Source organism: Pseudomonas sp. JV245A, from assembly GCF_032424515.1.
Lineage (GTDB): Bacteria > Pseudomonadota > Gammaproteobacteria > Pseudomonadales > Pseudomonadaceae > Aquipseudomonas > Aquipseudomonas protegens.
In genome coordinates this window covers 1-20,350 of sequence record NZ_VYKE01000104.1, presented here as the reverse complement: position 1 = coordinate 20,350, position 20,350 = coordinate 1, and the positions used below count along the sequence as shown (strand labels likewise).

Below are 20,350 nucleotides of genomic sequence, written 5' to 3'. Positions count from 1 at the left end.
CAGCGCCGCGACCTTTGCCAGCGTGGCCGCCAGCCCCAACCAGCGCGCGGTGGCCTCGGCGGTGGAGCAGTTGGGCACGGCCGACCCGGTCTACGAAAGCCTGCTGCTGTCGGCCTCGCCGGCTTCGGCTCAAGGGGCGTTGCAACAGTTGTCCGGGGAGATCTACCCGGCCCTGGAGCAGACCCTGCTCAATCAGGGCCGCGACCTGCGCGAGGCCTTTGGCCAGCGCTTGCAGCGCCCGGGGCCAAATGCCGGGGAGGGCGAGGCGAGTTTCTGGATCAAGGGCCTGGGTGGGCAGGCGCGCACTGACGGCGACTCGGGCCACAGTTCCTACCAGGGCAAGGGCAGTGGGGTGCTGCTGGGGCTGGACCGCGACCTGGACGCGGACACGCGGGTCGGCCTGGCCGCCGGCTACAGCGACACCTCGCTGCGCATGGGCGGCGCCAGCCACTCCAGCGCGCAGATCGACAGCTACCACCTGGGCGCCTATGCCGGGCGCGACCTGGGCGACCTGCGCCTGAGCCTGGGGGCCAGCCACAGCTGGCATAGCGCCCAGGTGCGCCGCGACCTGCAATACGCCGAAGCCAGCGCCAAGCAGAAGGCCCGGATCGACGGCCGCAGCAGCCAGCTGTTCAGCGAGGCAGCGTATCGGCTGCAGCTACCGGCCCTGACGTTGGAGCCCTTCGCCAACCTGGCCTACCTGCACCTGCAGCGTGACGCCTTCCACGAGAAGGGCGACGCCGCGGCCCTGCGCGCCGGGGACGACAGCGCCGAGGCCCTGCTGGGCAGCCTGGGGGCCCGGGGCCTGAAGCGTCTCAGCCTGAGCCGCGGCCAGCCCCTGGAGCTGTCCAGCAGCCTGGCCTGGCAGCACCGCCTGGGGCATGACACTTCCAGCCAGCACCTGGCATTCGCCAGCGGCGGCCCGAGCTTTGCCGTGGACAGCGCAAGCGCGTCCCGGGATGCGGCGCTGCTGGGGCTTCAGGCGCGCCTTGGAGTCACCGCCCAGCTGGACCTGAGCCTGGATTACCAGGGCCAGCTGGGCAATGCCGAACAGTTCCACAACGTGGGGCTGAACCTCGACTGGCGCTTCTGAAGCGCCGGTCGCCATACCCCGGCGCAGAGCGTCGTCGCGCCGGTCGATTGCCCATACAACTAAGGATGGTCGTAGTGAAGCAGTTTCAACCTGGACAACCGCATCTTCGCAATACCCGCTCCGGATGGCCTCGCTGCCGGCAGCTACCCTGGGCGTACAACCCGCTGGCCAGCGCCCTGGCCGGTTGCCTGGCCCTGGCCACTGGTGCCCAGGCGGCGCCCTATGTGGAAACCGGCAAGCTCGGCGACGCCGCCAGTTGGCGCAGCGCCGAATTCAAGGCCGACTGGGGCCTGGGGGCGATACATGCCGACAGTGCCTATGCCGCCGGCTACACCGGCCAGGGCATCAAGCTGGGGATCTTCGACCAGCCGGTGTATGCCCAGCACCCCGAGTTCGCCGGCAGCGACAAGGTCATCACCCTGGTGACCAGCGGCATCCGCCAGTACACCGATCCCTACATTCCGGTAAAGGCTGGAGACGCCTTCCGTTATGACGGCACGCCCTCGGTGGGCTCGGACGGCAAGCTCGGTTCCCACGGCACTCACGTGGGCGGTATCGCCGCCGGCAGCCGCGATGGCGGCGCCATGCATGGGGTGGCCTTCGACGCCCAGATCATCAGTGCCGAGAACGGCGACCCCGGCCCCGAGGACGGCATCATCCTGGGCAACGATGGGGCGGTGTACAAGGCCGGCTGGGACGGCCTGGTAGCCAGTGGCGCGCGGATCATCAACAACAGCTGGGGCATCGGCATCACCGACGCATTCGCCAAGGGCGGGCGCGATCCGGCGTTCCCGCACTTCGGCCTGAGTGACGCCCAGGCCCAGTTCAGCCAGATCCGGCCCTTGCTCGGCACCTTGCAAGGCGGTGCCTATGACGGTGCCATCAATGCAGCCCGCAGTGGCGTGCTGACCATCTTCGCCGCCGGCAACGACTACAACCTGAACAACCCGGACGCCATCGCCGGGCTGGGCTATTTCGTCCCGGAGATCGCCCCGCAGTGGCTGACAGTGGCGGCCTTGCAGCAGAACCCGGACACCAGCAGCGCAGAGCCTTACACCATCAGTACCTTTTCCTCACGCTGCGGCTACACCGCGAGCTTCTGTGTCTCGGCCCCGGGTACACGGATCTACAGCGCCGTGATCGGTGGCACCAGCCTGGAAGACATGACGGTTGGCTACGCCAACAAGAACGGCACCTCGATGGCCGCGCCCCATGCCGCCGGTGCGGCAGCGGTACTGATGGAGCGCTTTCCCTACATGGATGCGGCGCAGATCGCCGGGGTGCTGCGCACCACCGCCCGGGACATGGGCGCACCGGGCATCGACGAGCTGTATGGCTGGGGCATGATCGACCTGCAAAAGGGCATTCGCGGCCCGGGCATGCTGGTCACCGAACAGGACATCCCCCAGGAACTGCGGATCGATGGCGCCTATGGCTCGTCCCAGTGGGTAGCCAACCTGCCGGGGGTGGGAGCGCTGCTGGACGCCGGCAAGCCCACCCAGCGGCGCTGTACCCAGTTCAACTGCGGCTTCGACATCTGGAGCAACGACATCAGCGGCCATGGCGGCCTGACCAAGGAGGGCATCGGCACCCTGGTGCTCAGCGGCAACAACAGCTACGCCGGCCCGACCCTGGTCAACCAGGGCCGCCTGGCGGTCAACGGCAGCCTGACGTCGACGGTGACGGTGAACCAGGGCGCAACCCTCGGCGGCAATGGCCGGATCGGCGGGCTGACGGCCAACGCCGGGGCCACGGTGGCCCCGGGCAACTCCATCGGCACCCTGAACGTGGCCGGCGACGTGACCTTCCAGCCGGGCTCGACCTACGCCGTGGAGGTGTCGCCGACCGGCAGCGACCGGATCGTCAGCAGCGGCCAGGTGACCATTGCCGGGGCCAACCTGGCCATGGTCCTGGAGCCTTCGAGCACTGGCAGCGGCAGCGTGCTGGGGCGCCAGTTCGACATCCTCGATGCGGCGGGCGGGGTCCAGGGCAGCTTCGGCACGGTGCTGCCCAGCTACCTGTTCCTTGCCGGCAGCCTGGACTACTCGGCCACTGGTGTGCAGTTGGCGGTACAGCGCAGTGCACGCTCGTTCGCCAGTGTCGGCCTGACCGACAACCAGGTGTCGGTGGCGGCTGCCGCCGAGCAACTGGGGGCCGGTAGCCCGCTGTTCGAAAGCCTGCTGCTGGCGCCGACTGCCGCCAGTGCCCAGCAGGCCTTCCAGCAATTGTCCGGGGAGATCCACCCGGCGGTGGCCAGTGTCCTGATCAACCAGGGCCGTCACCTGCGCGACACCATGGGCGAGCGCCTGCGCCAGGACGCCGGGGCTGTCGGCAACGGCACCCAGAGCCTTGATGAAGGCGCCTGGTTCAAGGTCCTGGGCGCCTGGGGCAAGGCCGATGGCGGGCATTCCCAGGCCGGCTACAACACCTCCATCGGCGGCTTGCTGGCCGGGGTGGATGGTGAAGTGGACGAGGGCCGGCGCCTGGGGCTGTTCGGTGGCTACAGCGACAGTTCCCTGAACATGGGCGACGGTACCCATTCCTCGGCCAAGGTCGACAGCTACCACCTGGGGGCCTATGTCGGCCAGCAACTGGATGCCGTGCGCCTGAGTGTGGGCGGTTCATACAGCTGGCACCGCATCGACGTCAAGCGCGAGTTGCAGTTTGCCGGGGAATCCGAGCGGCTCAAGACCAAGCGTGACGCCCAGAGCGCCCAGCTGTTCACCGAGGCCGCCTGGAGCCTGGACCTGCAACCCCTGGCGCTTGAACCCTTCGCTAACCTGGCTTATGTCAATGTGGCCAGCGACAGCTTCAAGGAGAAGGGCGGCGACGCGGCCTTGAGGGGCGCGGCTGACCACCGCGAGGCCTGGCTCACGACCCTGGGCCTGCGCGCTGGCCAACGCCTGCAACTGAGCTCGACCCGAAGCCTGGAGCTGTCGGCTACCCTGGGTTGGCAGCACCACCTGAGCCCCACCGACGCCACGATGAACCTGGGGTTCGTCGAGGGCGGGCAGGGCTTCAAGGTGCAGAGCCTGTCCCTGGATCGCGACGCCGCGGTCATTGGCGCCCGGGCCGGCATGGCCGTGGGCCGAGGGACTCGGGTCAACCTGGATTACAACGGGTTGCTGGGGGCCCGGGACAAGAGTCATGGGGTCGGCTTGACCCTGGACTGGCAGTTCTGAAGGCCGGGTAGCCAGCAGTCCCCCGGCCCTTCACCGAGTTGCCCGAGTCCCGCCATGGGGCTTGGGCGGCATGCGTTTGCTCTGACAATTCCAACAACAGAAGAGGCAATACCATGGGTGTGTTTGACTACAAGAACTTCACTGCAAGTGACTCCAAGGCGCTGTTTTCCGATGCGCTGGCGATCACCCTGTACTCCTACCACAACATCGACAACGGCTTTGCCGAGGGCTACCAGCACAACGGCTTCGGCCTGGGCCTGCCGGCGACCCTGGTCACGGCGCTGATCGGCAGCGGCAATTCCCAGGGGGTAATCCCCGGCATTCCCTGGAACCCCGACTCTGAGAAGGCCGCGCTGGATGCCCTGCACCAGGCCGGCTGGTCCACCATCAGCGCCCAGCAACTGGGCTACGACGGCAAGGTCGATGGCCGGGGAACCTTCTTTGGCGAGAAGGCCGGCTACGGCACGGCCCAGGTGGAAATCCTCGGCAAGTACGATGCCCAGGGCCACCTGGAATCCATCGGCATTGCCTTTCGCGGCACCAGCGGGCCACGGGAATCGGTGATCAGTGACACCATCGGTGATGTGATCAACGACCTGCTGGCGGCCCTGGGGCCCAAGGACTATGCGAAGAACTATGCCGGCGAGGCGTTCGGCAACCTGCTGGGAGATGTGGCGGCTTTCGCCCAGGCCAATGGCCTGTCGGGCAAGGATGTCCTGGTCAGCGGCCACAGCCTGGGCGGGCTGGGGGTCAACAGCCTGGCGGACCTGAGCAGCGAACGCTGGTCGGGGTTCTACAAGGACTCCAACTACATCGCCTACGCCTCGCCGACCCAGAGCGCCAGCGACAAGGTGCTGAACATCGGCTACGAGAACGACCCGGTGTTCCGCGCCCTGGACGGCTCAACCTTCAACCTGTCGTCCCTCGGGGTGCATGACGCCCACCAGGACTCGGCGACCAACAACATCGTCAACTTCAACGACCATTACGCCTCGACCCTGTGGAATGTGCTGCCGTTCTCGATCCTCAACATTCCCACCTGGCTCTCCCACCTGCCCACCGGCTACGGCGACGGCCTGACCCGGGTGCTGGAGTCGAAGTTCTACGACTTCACCAGCAAGGACTCCACCATCGTGGTAGCCAACCTGTCGGACCCGGCCCGGGCCAGTACCTGGGTCCAGGACCTCAACCGCAATGCCGAGACCCACAAGGGCAGCACCTTCATCATCGGCAGCGACGGCAACGACCTGATCCAGGGCGGCAGCGGCAACGACTACCTGGAAGGCCGGGCCGGCAACGATACGTTCCGCGACAGCGGCGGCTACAACATCATCCTCGGCGGCCAGGGCAGCAACACCCTGGACCTGCAGCAGTCGGTCAAGAACTACAGCTTTGCCAGCGACGGCGCCGGGACCCTGTACCTGCGTGACGCCAATGGCGGTATCAGCATGACCCGCGACATTGGCGCGATCCAGAGCAAGGAGCCGGGCTTTCTCTGGGGCCTGTTCAAGGACGATGTGATCCACCAGGTCACCGACCAGGGCCTCAAGGCCGGCGGGCAGCTTACCCAGTACGCCTCGTCGGTCAGGGGCGATGCGGGCGACAACGTGCTCAAGGCCCATGCCGGCGGCGACTGGCTGTTCGGCCTGGACGGCAACGACCACCTGATCGGCGGCCAGGGCAACGACGTGTTCGTTGGCGGTGCCGGCAACGATCTGATGGAAGCCGGAGGCGGCAACAATACCTTTCTGTTCACCGGGCATTTTGGCCAGGACCGCATCCTCGGCTACCAGGGTGGCGACAAGCTGGTGTTCATGGGGGTGAGCGGCGTGCTGCCGGACCAGGACTATCGGGCTCATGCCAGCAGCAGTGGTAACGACACGGTGCTGACCTTCGGCCAGGACTCGGTGACCCTGGTGGGGGTCAGCCTGGAGCACCTCAACGGTTCCGGCATCGTTCTCGCCTGATGCCGGCGCGGCGCGAGGCCTGCAATGGGCCTCGCACCGTTCATTGCCGGGGGGAAGTGACCTGCCAGTCGATTTGCGACTCCAATAGCGGTAAAGCTGAAACGTGTCAGCTCGTTAGTACAGGCAGGCATTCACGCTACGGCAATGACAGGAGAGTTTTGACGGTGAGTAATAGCAAGAGGTATGCGAGCGGTGTGGTGCTGGCCCTGTGGGTGGCCATGGCATCCGCCGAGGAATTGCCTCACAGCTCGATTTTGAAGCGCTATGGGGTGACCCCGGACCAGTTGCCGGCCGGCCAGCCGGCGCCTGAAGTGAAGGAGGAGCCGGCCCCGAGCCGCTTCCATGTGCAACCCGAACAACCCTGGGCCCAGGTACGTCTGGGGGACGACAAGAGGCCGGATACCACCGGCAACATCAGCATCGACAACGCCGAGGCCCGGGAGCGCGAGCGTTGCCAGCAGGTGCGTAACGAATTGTCCAGGCGCGGCAAGCCCCTGGGGATTTTCTGCGAGCCAGGGCAGGGGCCCTTTCCCTGGTCGCACTGACTTCAACCGCAGCGGATCATTTTTCCTGGCGGACGGTGGCCACATCGTCCGCCTTGACCCGGATGGTCTTGCCGGAAATGTCCTGGAATTCATAGAAGCCGTCGGCGGTCTTGGTCTTGGGCTGGTCCCGGGTCAGGTATTGGGTGCCATTCTGCAGGGTCACCACAGTGGGCGAGGCGCAACCGGCCAAGGCCATGGCGCCGCAAGCGGCCAGAAACAATCCCAGGTTCTTCACTTTCATACAGACCTCTCATCAATGATGCGTACGCGCATTGGCGCCGGACACTATAGCCATGGGCCCTTGGTGTAGTGAAGACGACGAAAGTTCGCCAGGGAATTGTAAAAAACTTCGCTGTGCCATTTATCCAATAGTGTTTGCCAGACCCGGTCGCCGGCTGTTATCTGTATGCATAACCAGTATCCGATCAGCCGTGGCGCTTGCGTTCAGTGACTTCCAATCCCCTCGAAAACCCCCTCTATTACCTGCACAACTTCCGCCAGGTATTGAACTGGCTGCAGCTGCGCTATGCCGATGTGCTGAGCGCCGATGAACAGCGCTTCATCCTTGATTTCGCGCAACTGGCCGAGCCTTCCCAGGCCTTGCTGGTGCGCATGGTGATGCGCAAGGGCCGGCACTTTCGCCTGAGCAAGCTCAGCTACCCGGAGATCGGCGACAGCGCCGCGGCCCTGGAGCCGTTGCTGGCGCTGGGCTGGGTCGATGAGCAGGCGCCGCTCTGCCTGGAAGAGCTGTTCGGCCTGCTGCAAAAGGCCGAGATCCTGCAGTGCTTCAACGGGCTTGCGGCCAAGGCCAGGAAAGACCAGTGGCTGGAAGAGCTAACCCAGCAGGGCCTGGCGCCCCAGGCATTCGCCCAGTGGTGCCCGGCGCTGCCAGAGCGGCTCCTGAGCCTGACGCTGATGCCGCTGTGCGATCGCCTGCGCTTGATGTTCTTTGGCAACCTGTATCAGGACTGGTCGGAATTCGTCCTCGCGGACCTGGGCATCTACAGCTACGAGAAGGTCGAGATCAGTGCCGATGCCCGTGGCCTGCGCAGCCGCGAAGACGTGGACGGCTTCCTCTATCTGCATGAGTGCCAGGAAGCGTTCGAGGCCGGCGCCGAATTGCCCGAGGTGCTGGCGCACATTGCCCGCTTCCAGACCCTCAACCCCTGGCTGGAAAAACGCCGGGCCAAGCTGCTGTTTCAGCTCGGCCAGCAGTGCGAGCGCCTGGCGCAGTGGGCGCTGGCCCGGCAGATCTACCAGGAGTGCGCCTACCCGGGCGCGCGATCGCGATTGATCCGGGTGCTGGAGCGCAGCGCCGAATACCAGGCCGCCCTGGCGCTGGCCGAGCAGGCCGCTGCCGCGCCCGAGAGCGCCGCCGAGGCCCAGCATCTGCTGCGGATCATGCCCCGGCTGCGGCGCAAGCTGGGCGGGCCGCCGGCGCCCCGGGCGGCCAACCGCGAGGTGCAGCGCCTGGACCTGTGCCTGGCGCGTAACGCCGACGGCCTGGCGGTGGAACTGCATGTCCAGGCCCATCTGCACCAGCCCCAGGCGCCGGTGCACTACGTGGAGAACAGCCTGATCAATTCGCTGTTCGGCCTGCTGTGCTGGCCGGCGATCTTTGCCCCCTTGCCCGGTGCGTTTTTCCACCCGTTCCAGCGCGGGCCGGTGGACCTGTTCAGCGAAGATTTCCATCAGCGGCGCAGCGAACTGTTCCAGGCCTGCCTGGCAGAACTCGACGATGGCCGTTACCGGCAGAGCATCCGCCAGCGCTTCGTGGCCAAGTGGGGGTTGCAGTCGCCCTTCGTGTTCTGGGGCGCGCTGAGCGAAGAGTTGCTCGACCAGGCCCTCGACTGCCTGCCCGCCGAGCACCTGAAGCACTGGTTCCAGCGCCTGCTGCTGGACATCAAGGCCAACCGCGCCGGCATGCCGGATCTGATCCAGTTCTGGCCCGAGCAGAAGCGCTACCGGATGATCGAGGTCAAGGGCCCGGGGGATCGCTTGCAGGACAACCAGCTGCGCTGGCTGGATTTCTGCCAGGAACACCGGATGCCGGTGGCGGTGTGCTACGTGCAGTGGCAGGACCCCAGCGCGTGAGTTATCGCATCGCGGTGCGCGCCCTGTGCGAATTCAGCGCCAAGGCCGGCGATCTGGACCTGCGCTTCACCCCATCGCCCACGGCGCTGGAGGGCATTGCCGGGCACCGTACCGTGGCTTCGCGACGCAACCCCGGCTACCAGAGTGAAGTGGCCCTGGAGGGGCGATACGCCGAGCTGCTGGTCAAGGGCAGGGCGGACGGCTACGACCCGGCGCAGAACCTGCTGGAGGAGATCAAGACCTACCGTGGCGACCTTGAGCGCATGCCCGACAACCATCGGCAATTGCACTGGGCCCAGGCCAAGGTCTATGGCTGGCTGCTGTGCCAGAGCCTGCAACTGCCGAGCATCCGTGTCTCGCTGGTGTATTTCGATGTGCTCAGCGAAGGCGAAACCGCGCTGGTGCAAGAGCACAGCGCCGAGGCGCTGGAAGAGCTCTTCAATCGCCAGTGCGCGCTGTTCCTGCACTGGGCGCAACAGCAAATGCACCATCGCGCGACCCGTGACCAGGCCACCCGGGACCTGCGCTTTCCCCACGCCGAGTTTCGTCGCGGCCAGCGCCCGCTCGCCGAGTCGGTGTACAAGGCGGTGAGCACCGGGCGCTGCCTGCTGGCCCAGGCCCCCACCGGCATCGGCAAGACCCTGGGCACGATCTTTCCCATGCTCAAGGCCATGGCTGCGCAGCAGCTGGACACACTGCTGTTTCTCACCGCCAAGACCCCGGGCCGGCAACTGGCCCTGGATGCCGCCCGGGTGCTGTTCTCCGGGGTGCCGGGGCTGGCGTTGCGGGTGCTGGAGCTGGTGGCCCGGGACAAGGCCTGCGAACACCTGGACAAGGCCTGTCACGGTGAGTCCTGCCCGCTGGCCAAGGGCTTTTACGACCGCCTGCCGGCGGCACGCCAGGCCGCCAGCCAGGTGCCATTGCTGGATCGTCAGGCGCTGCGCGAGGTGGCCCTGGAGCATCAGGTCTGCCCCTACTACCTGAGCCAGGAAATGGCTCGCTGGAGTGACCTGGTGGTGGCCGACTACAACTACTACTTCGACTTCAGCGCCTTGCTCTTCGGCCTGGCCCAGGCCAACCAGTGGCAGGTGGCGGTGCTGGTGGACGAGGCCCACAACCTGGTGGAGCGCGGGCGTGGCATGTACAGCGCGAGCCTGGACCAGCAGCAATTGGCGAGCGTGCGCAGCAGCGCGCCCCAGGCCTTGAAGAGCCCGTTGCAGCGGCTCAATCGCGAGTGGAATGCCTTGCACAAGGAGCAGGTGGCCGAGTATCAGGCCTATGCCCAGCTACCTGCCGCGCTGCTCAAGGCCCTGGCCCTGTGCGTAGCGGCCCTGGGGGACTATTTCAACGAACAGCCCCGGGGCCTGGACAGCGGTTTGCAGGGCCTGTATTTCGAACTGCTGCAGTTTGCCCGGGTGGCGGAGCTGTTCGATGAGCAGCAGTTCATCTTCGACATCAGCAAGCGCGCCCTGGGCGCCAAGCGCAGTCTGTCGCGCCTGAGCCTGCGCAATGTGGTGCCGGCGGCGCTGCTGGGGCCACGGTTGGCGGCGGCTCGCAGCACGGTGCTGTTCTCCGCCACCCTCAATCCCCGAGGTTACTACGCTGACCTGCTGGGGCTGCCGGACAACACCGTGTGGCTGGATGTGGAATCGCCGTTCGACGCCGGGCAGTTGGAGGTGCAGATTGTCAGCCGCATTTCTACCCGCTATGCCCACCGGCAGGCCTCCCTGGCGCCGATTGTCGAGCTGATGGCCCGGCAGTTCGCGGCGCGCCCGGGCAACTACCTGGCGTTCTTCAGCAGCTTCGACTACCTGCAACAGGTGGCCGGGTTACTGGCGCGCGAGCACCCGGACATTGCGCTCTGGTGCCAGTCCCGAGGCATGGACGAGGCTTCGCGCCAGGACTTTCTCCAGCAGTTTCGCCCAGAGGGGCAGGGTATCGGTTTCGCCGTACTCGGCGGCGCTTTCGGCGAGGGCATCGACCTGCCGGGGTCGAAACTCATCGGGGCCTTTGTCGTCACCCTCGGCTTGCCCCAACTCAACCCGCTGAACGAGCAGATGAAGCAGCGCATGGCGGCGCTGTTCGGCTCCGGCTATGACTACACCTACCTGTACCCGGGCCTGCAGAAAGTGGTGCAGGCGGCAGGACGGGTGATCCGTGGCCAGTCCGACCGTGGGGTGCTGGTGCTGATCGATGATCGCTTTGCCGAACCCAGGGTCCGCCAGCTGCTGCCGAGCTGGTGGGCCCTGGACGCGCCGCCGGCTGGCGGCTAGGCCAGGCAGGAGGGTTGCGCCGGTTCAGGCCTGGCGAGCGCGGACAAAGCGGCGCAGGGTCTGGCCCGGGCCCGTGTGGAAATGGCTTGGCCGGGGTTGGCCGGCATCGGCGGCGATGAATACGAACTCATCGGCGCTCAGCTGGTAGCTGGCCGGCAGCGCCTGGCCGGCGTCCGCGCCCATGGAGTCGGTCCAGGTGATCGACTTGGGATGGGTGCTGCTGTCGAGGGTAAAGGTGCCGGCCAGCAGCAGTTCACCGGCCGGGGTCACCACGCGAAAATCCTGCCCTTCGATAAAGGTCAGGGCGCCGGGGGCGCTGTGTTCGTCCGGTGGGTTGAGCACGCCGCTGTCTTCCATCGCGATCTGTTCCCAGGCCCCTTGCAAGCGTTGCAGCTCCAGCAGGTCGGCGGCTTCGGGTGAAGTTAAATCCATTTTCAGGCAGTTCCTTGGGCTGGGAATCAGTTGAATATATTGCGGCCAATGCAGTAGGTCAGGAGATCCTGGTCGCTCTGCACCTCCAGTTTACGCATGGCGGAGATCTTCTGCGCGCTGATGGTCTTGGCGCTGCGGTTCTGGCTGCGGGCGATCTCGCTGACACTTTTGCCGGAAACGAACAGGCGCAGAATCTCGAACTCCTTGGGCGACAGGGTGGAGATGCGCTCGTCGATGGCGACATTGGATTCCAGCACCGAATTGGGGACCGGCTCCAGGCTGCGATACACGGCTTTCTGGGCAATGGCCTTGAGGGCGATCTGGATTTCTTCGTGCAACTGGCTCTTCTGGATCACCCCGACCACACCCAACTCCCGCAGGCGGGTGAGGATCAACTGATTGGAAATCATGGTCAGGATCAGGACCTGCACGTGCGGGAAGTTGCGCTTGAGGTATTCCACCAGCTTCAGGCCGTCACCGTAGGGCGAGTCCCCGGGCATGTTGTAGTCGGTGATGACCACATCCACCTGGCAGCTTTCCAGCTTCTGGATCAGGCCTTGGGAAGACAGGGTTTCGCCGACGATCTCGAAGCGATCATCACGCTCCATCAGCTCACGCACACCGAGCAACACGATAGGGTGATCGTCAGCGATGACTACTTTCAGTTTTTCCATGGCAAACACACCCTTGCAATACGCAAATTAGTAAAGGAGCTAGGGACCGTCGGTACATTAAACCCAGCAGGTCATTATTCAAGGGGCAACAGGAGTCTGGACAAGCGTTGCATCAGTTGCCTGGCCTGGGCTTGCAAATCCGCAGTCAGAGCACCTTCCAGCAATCGGCACTCCAGTTCGGCGCACGCCTTGGCCAGTGGGGCTGCCTGCACCGCCCCCATGGCGCCGGCGATGCTGTGCAGTCGCGCGGCGGCGATCTTGCCGGCGCCGCTGTCCAGCGCCTCGGCCAGCCGCCGCAGATCCTCGTGCATGGTACTGAGAAACAGCGGGCGCATTTTCTCGGTGACTTGAATCCGGTCGCCTTGCGCTGTGTCGGGGGGAGGCCGGGACGGTGCGGCCGGCGGAATGCTGGGCGGTGCGGTCGCGGTGCCGGTCGGGCACAACTTCGACAGATGCCCCCGTAGGGTCTGCAGGTTCATGGGTTTGACTATCCAGGTGTTCATGCCGGCGGTGAGGCAGCGGATGCCTTCCTCGCGCAATGCGTTGGCGGTGACGCCGATGATCGGCAGTTGCGGGTCACGGCGACGCAGCTCCCGCGCCAACTCGTAGCCGTTCATGAGTGGCATATTGACGTCGGTGATCACGATGTCGAAGCGCTGTGGCTGCCAGTGTTCCAGGGCCTGCCTGCCATTGGCCGACAGGGTCACCTGGCAGCCCAGGGCCTGCAGTTGTTCCTTGATGATTGCCTGGTTGATCGGGCTATGTTTGGCCACCAGGATGCGCAGGTTCAGTTGGCCCATGCGGCCGGCTCTCTGCTGTGTCTGACACAGGGGCAGGCCCTGGTGGGCCAGCACCGCGGCCTGGGCGATGGCGCGAATATCATGGGCGTCGACTTGCCAGGAGGTGGCCTGCGGCAGGCGACCACTACGGCCCCCGGAGACGGCACTGACGCATGGGCCAGGCCAGGAGGCCAGGCCATCCCGGGGCAGCATGTCGATGAGCACGCCAGTCTGCGGCTCGTCGTTCCAGCCGAGGGGGGCCGGATAGGCCGGCACTCCCAGGCGGCCGAGCCAGTCACAGGTGTTTTTCAGCAACTCCGGCACTGGAGCCCTGACATACACTGGCGCACCTTCGGGCCATGGCAGCAATGGCGGCAGCCCTCCTGGCAGGCAGCGCAGCGTCAGGCGCAAAGAGAAACTACTGCCCAGCCCCGGCTCGCTGGTCACCTGCATCTGCCCACCCATCATCTGGCACAGGCGCTCGCAGATCGCCAGCCCGAGGCCGGCCCCGGCTTCGTTGGAGGCGTCGCGTACCTGGAAGAAGGGGACGAACAGCTGGGGTTGCTGCTGGGCTGAAATGCCGATCCCGGTATCGGTGACCTGCCATTCGATACGGGCTTGCTGGTCGCGCAACTCCAGCACCCGGACCCGCAACACCACCCGGCCGCTGTCGGTGAACTTGATCGCATTGCTCAGCAGGTTGTTGAGAATCTGGCTGATTCGCGCGGCGTCCCCCAGCAACAGGTCCGGCAGGTTGGGGTCGATGCAGGCATAGAGCAACAGGCCGCGCCGCTGGGCAGAGCCAGCGTGGGCGTGCAAGACATCCTCCAGCATGTCCAGCGGGCAGAAATCCAGCGGATCGATGCTCATTTGTCCGGCCTCGATCCTGGAGACGTCGAGCACGTCGCTGATCAACTGGAACAGGGTGCTGGAGGAGCGCTGGATGGTCTGCAGGTAGTCGCTCTGGCGGCTGTCCAGGTGGGTCAGGCCTAGCAGTTCCAGGGTGCCGAGCACGCCGTACAACGGGGTGCGGATTTCATGGCTCATGGTGGCCAGGAACAGGGTCTTGGCGGTATTGGCGGCGTCCGCCGAGCGCCTGGCCCGGTCCAGCGCCTTGGCATCTTCCACATGCCGGGTGACATCGTTGAAGGCACACACCAGCACATCCTGGCGTTGGTAGCGGGTCGAGACGAACTCTACCTGCAGATAGCGCCCGTCGATGTCGAGGCTGGTTTCGCCGCCGTCGATCAGGCTGCGGTCCTGGGCCAGCCGAGACAGCAGTTGCGCCGTGCCTTGCCATTGCTCGGCCTGACGGTTCTGCAGGATAACCTGGAGGTTGTCGCGGCTCACCACGCATAGCCCCGAGGGAACGGTGTCGATGACCACACGGTTGAAGTCTTCGCTTTCATTGAGGCATTGCTGCGCCCGTTGTGCCGGGACCACCACCTTGTTGCGGTACCAGCGGCTGGCGGCCCAGCCGCAGGCGATGCTGCCTACCCCGAGGGCCAGCAGGCTCAGCATGGCCCACAGCGCGTAGTCGAGGTAGTTCCTGTAGCTGATGGCATAGAGCCCGGTCCACAACTGCGGAGTCTGGCTGGTCACCTTGACGATCATCCCCTGTAGGCCGAAGTTGAGGCCTTCACCCAGCACGTCGGCAGGCGCCGGGTCGCCGGTGAGGGCGGTGCCGGAAGGCTCGATGAGGGTGAAGTCGTCGTAGATCGACCAGTGTCTGGTGTGCTCGAGGTAATCGAGGTCATCCAGGCTCAGCAGTGACGCGACCACGCTCCAGTCGTTGCCTCCCTGGACATCCAGCAGTGGAGCCGGCTCATGCAGGTTGGTGTACGCGAGGAACCTGGTCGGTAGAGCTTCCGACGCGGGCGGCCTGTACTGTTGCCAATGGATCTGGTGGTCGGCAAAGCCGTCGCTCTTCACGAGCTGCTGGTGCAGCACCTGGTCTGCCACCTTGGTGTCGGGCGCGGTGTTTTCCCCGGGGTGGCTGATGTCGAAATGGCCGAAGGTGTTGAACACAAAGGTTCGCGGAGCGACATGCTGCGAGCCTGACCAGAAGGCGCTGTAGAAGCTCGACAGTTGTAGCTCCAGGGCGAACACCCTGGGCAGCTCGCCGGCCGCCGGCTGTTGGGGGTACAAGCTCAGGCTGAAGGGCGTTGCGAAGGGGGATTGCTGGCCTGCGGTGGGCGGGAAGGCTTGCAGGTTCAGGTGATGAGGGGCGTCGAGGCTCAGGGCGTCGATCGAATGGCGCGCGGCCAGGCGTTTGAGAAACAGCTCCTGCTCCTGGATGTTCTCCATCAGTTGGGCGAAATGTAAGCGCACGTTGCTGTTCTGTTCATCGAACAGACGCTCGAGGGTCCAGTACAGGGTGGCGAACAGCAGCAGCGCCAGGCCCAGCAGTATGCCCATGTTCAATCGGGGCAAGCTGCGAGCCAGGTTCTGCAGCAAGGTGCTGCTTTCTTTCATCACTGATTTCCCAAACACATATAAGGGCCCTGCCGAGATTCCTATCTCTGGGGCAGGACCGTCAGCGATGAGTGACTGTTGCGCGGGCAGGCAATGGGTTCATCGGTTAATACACCGTGGCCGGCCCGTCTTGGGCCAGCAGTTGCTGAAACTGTTGCGAGGAGACCGCATGGGAAATCAGGAAGCCCTGCACCTGGGTGCAGTCGATCTTGCGCAACAGAGCCAGTTCGTGGGCGCTTTCCACGCCTTCGGCGACGACCGTCAGGCCCAGTTGCCGGCCCAGGGCGATGATGCAGGTCAGGGCCTGGGCTATTTCTTCATTGTTGTGGCAGCCCTGGACCAGCCCCCGGTCGATCTTCAATTCGGTGAAGGGTGTCGACACCAGGTTCATGTAGGAGCTGTAGCCCTTGCCGAAGTCGTCCTGGGACAGGCCGAAGCCCTTGATGCGCAGGCGGCAGGCTCCGGCGTAGAAGTTGCTGATGTGCTCCGGGGTCGAACATTCCATGAGTTCGAAGCAGATCCTGGCCGGCACACCGTTGTGCTGGATCACGAAGTCGTACAGGCGGTCGGCCAGGTCGGCGCTGTTGAGCAGGTGGGTCGGCAGGTTGATGGACACCGGGATGTCATAGCCGTCTTCGCGCCAGTGCACCTGGGCTTCCAAGGCCTGTTCCAGGATCAGCCACAGCAGATCTTCTTCGAGGCGGGCCACGGTGAGTGCCGGCAGGAAGTCGCAAGGCAGGAGCATGCCGTGTTGTGGGTGGATCCAGCGCACCAGGGCTTCGGCGGCGACGATGCGACCGTTGTTCAAGGCTTTCTTGGGTTGGAACCAGGCCTGGATCTGCCCGTTGCGCAGGGCTTCACGCAGGGTCTCTGGGCTGCATTCGACCCCGATCTGTGGGGGGCTGCTGTCATTGGCGAGCCCTGGCAACTGAGCGGTGAGTGCACGCAGTGCAGCCAGGTTCACGGGTTTGGAAATCAACCCGATGACCTTTAGCCCCAGGTTGCGGGCCACCAGGCTGGCGCCCATCAGCATGCGCCGGGATGACGCACTCATGATCGCCAGGGCCGGGCGCACGCGATGGGTGGCCAGGCTCTGGATGAACTGCACGCCATCCATGCCGGGCATCAGCAGGTCTGTCAGTACCAGGTCGAAGTGCCGCTGCTTGAGGCGTTCCAGCGCTTCTTTGCCGCTGCTTGCCACCTCCAGCTGGTAGGGCCCCAGCTCGTTGAACAAGTGTTGCAGGTACATGTACTGAAACGGCTGATCTTCGACGATCAAAATGCTACAGGACTTCATGGGGGGCTCTTTCATAGGGCGCCAGATAGTTGAACAACGCTCTTAATGCAAAGGGCTTCACCAGGCAGTGGTTCATCCCGGCTGCAAGACAGAGCTCTTCTTCTCCGCGCATTGCATTGGCCGTTGCCCCGATGATGGGGATCGAACAGCCTTGACGCCGAAGCTCCTGGGCCAGTTCATAACCGTTGAGTTTCGGCATGTTCACATCGGTCAGCACAACGTTGAAACGACCGGCCTTCCAGATGCAGAGGGCCTCTTCACCGTTCGAGGCCAGCTCCACGCTGCACCCCAGTTCTTCCAGTTGATCCTTGAGGATCAACTGGTTGATCACGTTATCTTCGGCCACCAGGACATGCAGGCTGAGCTTTTTCAGCTCGCGGTGATCGGAGTGATCCTCGCTCTGGGCCACCCAGACCCCCTGGGCCTGGCTGACGGCCTGATGGATCGCCCGCAGGTTGTTGGTGTTGATCTGCCAACTGCCGCCGTCGATCCGCGGTTCGTTATGGCCATCGCCGCTGGCGAGCACCAGGGGGCCCTGCCAGTCGGGTTCCAGGCGCTGCTCCACGCTGCCAGGGTGTAGTTCGATCAGTACGTTGCCCCGGGCCCGGTCGGACGGGCTCGGCAGGCTGAACTGGGCCCGGGCACCCCAGCGGCGCAGCCAGCCCGCCACCGATTCGGCCAGTTCACGCACCGGGGACACCACATAGACCATCTCCGGCAGCAATGGGCTGATCAGCGGGGTGTCGCCCTGCACGGCCGAGGCCTCCAGCGGCAGAGTCAGGGTGAAGCTGCTGCCCAGGCCGAGCTCGCTGACCATGCGGATATTGCCGTTCATCAATTGGGTCAGGCGCTGGCAGATCGGCAAGCCCAGGCCGGTGCCGGCGATCACGTTGGTGTTGCCTTCGGTCTGGTAGAAGGGCTCGAAGATCAGTGTCTGGTCGTCCTGGGCAATGCCCCGGCCGGTGTCGGAAACCTGCCAGAGGATGTTGCTGCGCTCGCCATCGCGGCTTTCGGTGCGGACCCGCAGGACAATGCGCCCGGTATCGGTGAACTTGACCGCGTTGTTCAGCAGGTTGCTGAGGATCTGGCGGATCCGGGTGACATCGCCGAGCAGGATCTCCGGCAACTGCGGGTCGACACAGGCATAGAACTGCAGGCCCTTGGCCTGGGCGGCCGCCGCGTAGCCCTGGATGATCTCGTGCACCAGATCCAGGGAGGAGAATTCGCTGAGCTCCAGGGCCAGTTGCCCGGCTTCGATCTTGGACACGTCGAGCACGTCGCAGATTAACTGCAGCAGCGTACCGGAAGAGCCTTCTATGGCTTGCAGGTAATCCTTCTGCTGGTTGTCCAGCTGGGTCCGCGACAGCAGCTCCAGGGTGCCGAGCACGCCATACAGTGGCGTGCGGATCTCGTGGCTCATGGTGGCCAGGAACAGGGTCTTGGCTTCATTGGCGGTATCGGCCAGGCGCTTGGCTTCTTCCAGCGCCGCCTCGATCTGCTTGCGAGCGCTGATATCGCTGAAGGCGCAGAACAGCACGTCCTCTCCGTTGTAGCGAGTGGGGGCGGAGCTGAGGTACAGATGGCGCCCGTCGGCGGTTTCAAAGTAGTCCGAGCTGTTGGGGCGGGCCGGGTCGAAGGCCTGCTCGATCCACCCGGAACACAGCTGGTCGCGTTCGCTGCCGTTGCCCAGCCATTGCTGGGACAGGGTGTTTTCCAGCACCACCCGGCCATCGCTGCGGCGCAATACACAGAGTGCCACCGGGGCGATCTGGATCACGTCGCGGCTGAAGGCCTCGCTTTCGACCAGGGCCTGGATCCGGTGCAGGGCGGGGGCGATCAGGCGCACTTCGACCCAGTGGGTCAGCAGGCCGATCAGAGCCATGCCGGTCAGGCTGATGAGCAGCGCCGCCAGCAACTGCGGCCAGAGGCTCTTGAGCAGGTTCTGCAGGTCGAAGGAGTACACCAGCTGCCAGTCGGTAGCCCCCAGCTGCTTGCGGATCACCAGATGGTCGGGCCACCAGCGGCCGCCGAGAAAGCCGAAGAAACTGCCGCCCTGGACGTGGCGTACGTCGGCGCTCAGTCGGGCACTGGGTGCACTGCTGAAAATCAGCCCGCCCTGGGAATTGAACATCATGAAATCCCCGGCGCTCTGGTCGCTGAGGGCGGCGGAGACGCTCTTGCCGTCCATCTCCAGTCCAAGCCAGCCGGAGTGGGCGAAGCGTTCGTCAAGGCGAGTGAAGATGTACAGATGGGCGCCCGCCGCGGAGTTGTCCATCAGCCAAAGTTCTTCGCCGACAGGGATCTGCTCGGGCTTCAGAGCGATCAGCTTGTCCAGCAACCCGCCGGGCAGATCGCTGGTCTGTGGCCGGGTGCTGAACAGGCGTTGCACCTGCAGATCGCGGGTGCCGGGAATGTAGAGCAGGTTCAGTTGCTTGTTTTGCAGGTAGTTGCGCATGCGCAGGGTCAGCCAGATCCCCCACTGGTTGCCCTGCGGTCCACCCAGTTGCAGGTATGTCTCTTCTTGGGAGGCACCGCTGGCGCCTGGGGGGCTGATATGTTCCCCAGGGTCGTAGACCGCCGCCAGGCTCAGGCTTTCCAACAGGGCCGAGCGGCTGGTGAAGAATGCCTGGGCCTCGGCAATGGCGCTGCTCATGTAGCTTTGCCGTTGTGAGAGTTCGTTGTGCAGGCTGGAGCGAAGAAAGTTGTAGACCGCGCCGAACAGGCCGACCAGAAAAATCAGCGCCACGACACGAAGCAGCCGGCGGGCTGCTTCAGGACTGGAAAATAGGGGATTGATCTGATGCAGGTAGCTTTTTAATCTCATGCGCCAACTGTAATTGGGGGCATGCCAAGCAGGGATCAGACAATTCTTAAATCGCCGGGTACAAAGTAGGTTTGTGGCACTTACAGTGTTCAGGCACTTCCTTATCCGTCGAACCTCGCAACTTTCCTCGCCTGTTCATTTTTTCAATGACTATCGTGCAGCCTTCGCGGTTTGAAAAATGCTCGTTGCGTCGGTGTTGTGCCTAGACCATTTCCAGGCGCTGCTTGCGCCGTGGCGGAGCAAACACCTGATCCAGGGCCTGCTGGTCCTCGTCGGGCAATTGCAATTGGCCGGCCTGGGCATTCTGACGGATGTGTGCCGGGCGCACCGCCTTGGGAATCACCAGCACGCCGTCCTGGCGCAGCAGCCAGGCCAGTGCCACCTGGGCCGCGGTGACCCCATGGCGCTGGGCGACCTGCAGCAGCGCCGGTTCGGCCAGCAAGGCGCCACCCTGGCCGATCGGGCAATAGGCCATGAGCGGCATCCGCCGTTGCTGGCAGGCGGGCAGCAGGTCGAACTCGATACCCCGGGACTCCAGGTTGTACAGCACCTGGTTGGTAGCGCAGGCCGGGGAGTCGAGTTCGTCCAGGTCGGCCACATCGAAGTTGGAGACTCCCCAGCGGCGGATCTTGCCGGCTTCGCGCAGGCGCTCCAGGGCGTCGACGGTTTCCGCCAAGGGATACTGGCCGCGCCAGTGCAGCAGGTACAGGTCGAT

13 protein-coding genes are annotated in these 20,350 nt (G+C 64.8%); 6 read left to right on the top strand and 7 right to left on the bottom strand.

Annotation, left to right across the window (positions count from 1 at the left end):
• From F6S12_RS22815 to F6S12_RS22800, 4 genes are all read left to right on the top strand, one after another.
• A partial coding sequence (locus tag F6S12_RS22815) for an autotransporter domain-containing protein (RefSeq protein ID WP_315869352.1) occupies nucleotides 1-1,093 on the top strand: 1,093 nt, incomplete at its 5' end.
• Nucleotides 1,094-1,158: 65 nt separating this feature from the next.
• Nucleotides 1,159-4,275, top strand: coding sequence for an autotransporter serine protease (locus tag F6S12_RS22810; RefSeq protein WP_161466281.1), 3,117 nt, complete (start codon nucleotides 1,159-1,161; stop codon nucleotides 4,273-4,275).
• A gap of 113 nt (nucleotides 4,276-4,388) precedes the next feature.
• The gene (locus F6S12_RS22805; protein WP_194238099.1) at nucleotides 4,389-6,242 is read left to right on the top strand and encodes a polyurethanase; all 1,854 of its coding nucleotides are present in this window, start codon (nucleotides 4,389-4,391) and stop codon (nucleotides 6,240-6,242) included.
• Nucleotides 6,243-6,406: 164 nt separating this feature from the next.
• Nucleotides 6,407-6,787 (top strand): hypothetical protein, encoded by a 381-nt coding sequence (locus tag F6S12_RS22800; protein ID WP_019095821.1) that lies wholly within the window; start codon nucleotides 6,407-6,409, stop codon nucleotides 6,785-6,787.
• A gap of 16 nt (nucleotides 6,788-6,803) precedes the next feature.
• On the opposite strand, the gene F6S12_RS22795 is transcribed toward F6S12_RS22800, so the two are convergent.
• On the bottom strand, nucleotides 6,804-7,028 hold the full coding sequence (locus F6S12_RS22795) for a YgdI/YgdR family lipoprotein (RefSeq protein ID WP_011061484.1): 225 nt from the start codon (nucleotides 7,026-7,028) through the stop codon (nucleotides 6,804-6,806).
• Between the two features lie 206 nt (nucleotides 7,029-7,234).
• On the opposite strand from F6S12_RS22795, the gene F6S12_RS22790 reads away from it, so the two are divergent.
• Nucleotides 7,235-8,881 (top strand): VRR-NUC domain-containing protein, encoded by a 1,647-nt coding sequence (locus F6S12_RS22790; protein ID WP_315869351.1) that lies wholly within the window; start codon nucleotides 7,235-7,237, stop codon nucleotides 8,879-8,881.
• Nucleotides 8,878-11,154, top strand: coding sequence for an ATP-dependent DNA helicase (locus tag F6S12_RS22785; protein WP_161466278.1), 2,277 nt, complete (start codon nucleotides 8,878-8,880; stop codon nucleotides 11,152-11,154). The genes F6S12_RS22790 and F6S12_RS22785 overlap by 4 nt, the downstream gene beginning before the upstream one ends.
• 24 nt (nucleotides 11,155-11,178) lie before the next feature.
• Here the strand turns inward: F6S12_RS22785 and F6S12_RS22780 are convergent, their stop codons facing one another.
• The 6 genes from F6S12_RS22780 to F6S12_RS22755 form a co-directional block, all read right to left on the bottom strand.
• Nucleotides 11,179-11,586: a TIGR03067 domain-containing protein gene (locus tag F6S12_RS22780; RefSeq protein WP_053158737.1), complete on the bottom strand. Its 408-nt coding sequence runs from the start codon at nucleotides 11,584-11,586 to the stop codon at nucleotides 11,179-11,181.
• A gap of 26 nt (nucleotides 11,587-11,612) precedes the next feature.
• The gene (locus F6S12_RS22775) at nucleotides 11,613-12,260 is read right to left on the bottom strand and encodes a response regulator (protein WP_041118370.1); all 648 of its coding nucleotides are present in this window, start codon (nucleotides 12,258-12,260) and stop codon (nucleotides 11,613-11,615) included.
• Between the two features lie 74 nt (nucleotides 12,261-12,334).
• Complete coding sequence (locus F6S12_RS22770) at nucleotides 12,335-15,514, bottom strand: hybrid sensor histidine kinase/response regulator (protein ID WP_315869350.1); 3,180 nt, start codon at nucleotides 15,512-15,514, stop codon at nucleotides 12,335-12,337.
• 106 nt (nucleotides 15,515-15,620) lie between these two features.
• Nucleotides 15,621-16,811, bottom strand: coding sequence for an EAL domain-containing protein (locus F6S12_RS22765; RefSeq protein WP_041118366.1), 1,191 nt, complete (start codon nucleotides 16,809-16,811; stop codon nucleotides 15,621-15,623).
• A complete protein-coding gene (locus tag F6S12_RS22760; protein ID WP_011061478.1) occupies nucleotides 16,798-19,635 on the bottom strand; it encodes an ATP-binding protein in 2,838 nt (945 codons plus the stop codon). Before F6S12_RS22760 ends, F6S12_RS22765 begins: the two co-directional genes overlap by 14 nt.
• Nucleotides 19,636-19,837: 202 nt before the next feature.
• A partial coding sequence (locus F6S12_RS22755; protein ID WP_315869349.1) for an aldo/keto reductase occupies nucleotides 19,838-20,350 on the bottom strand: 513 nt, incomplete at its 5' end.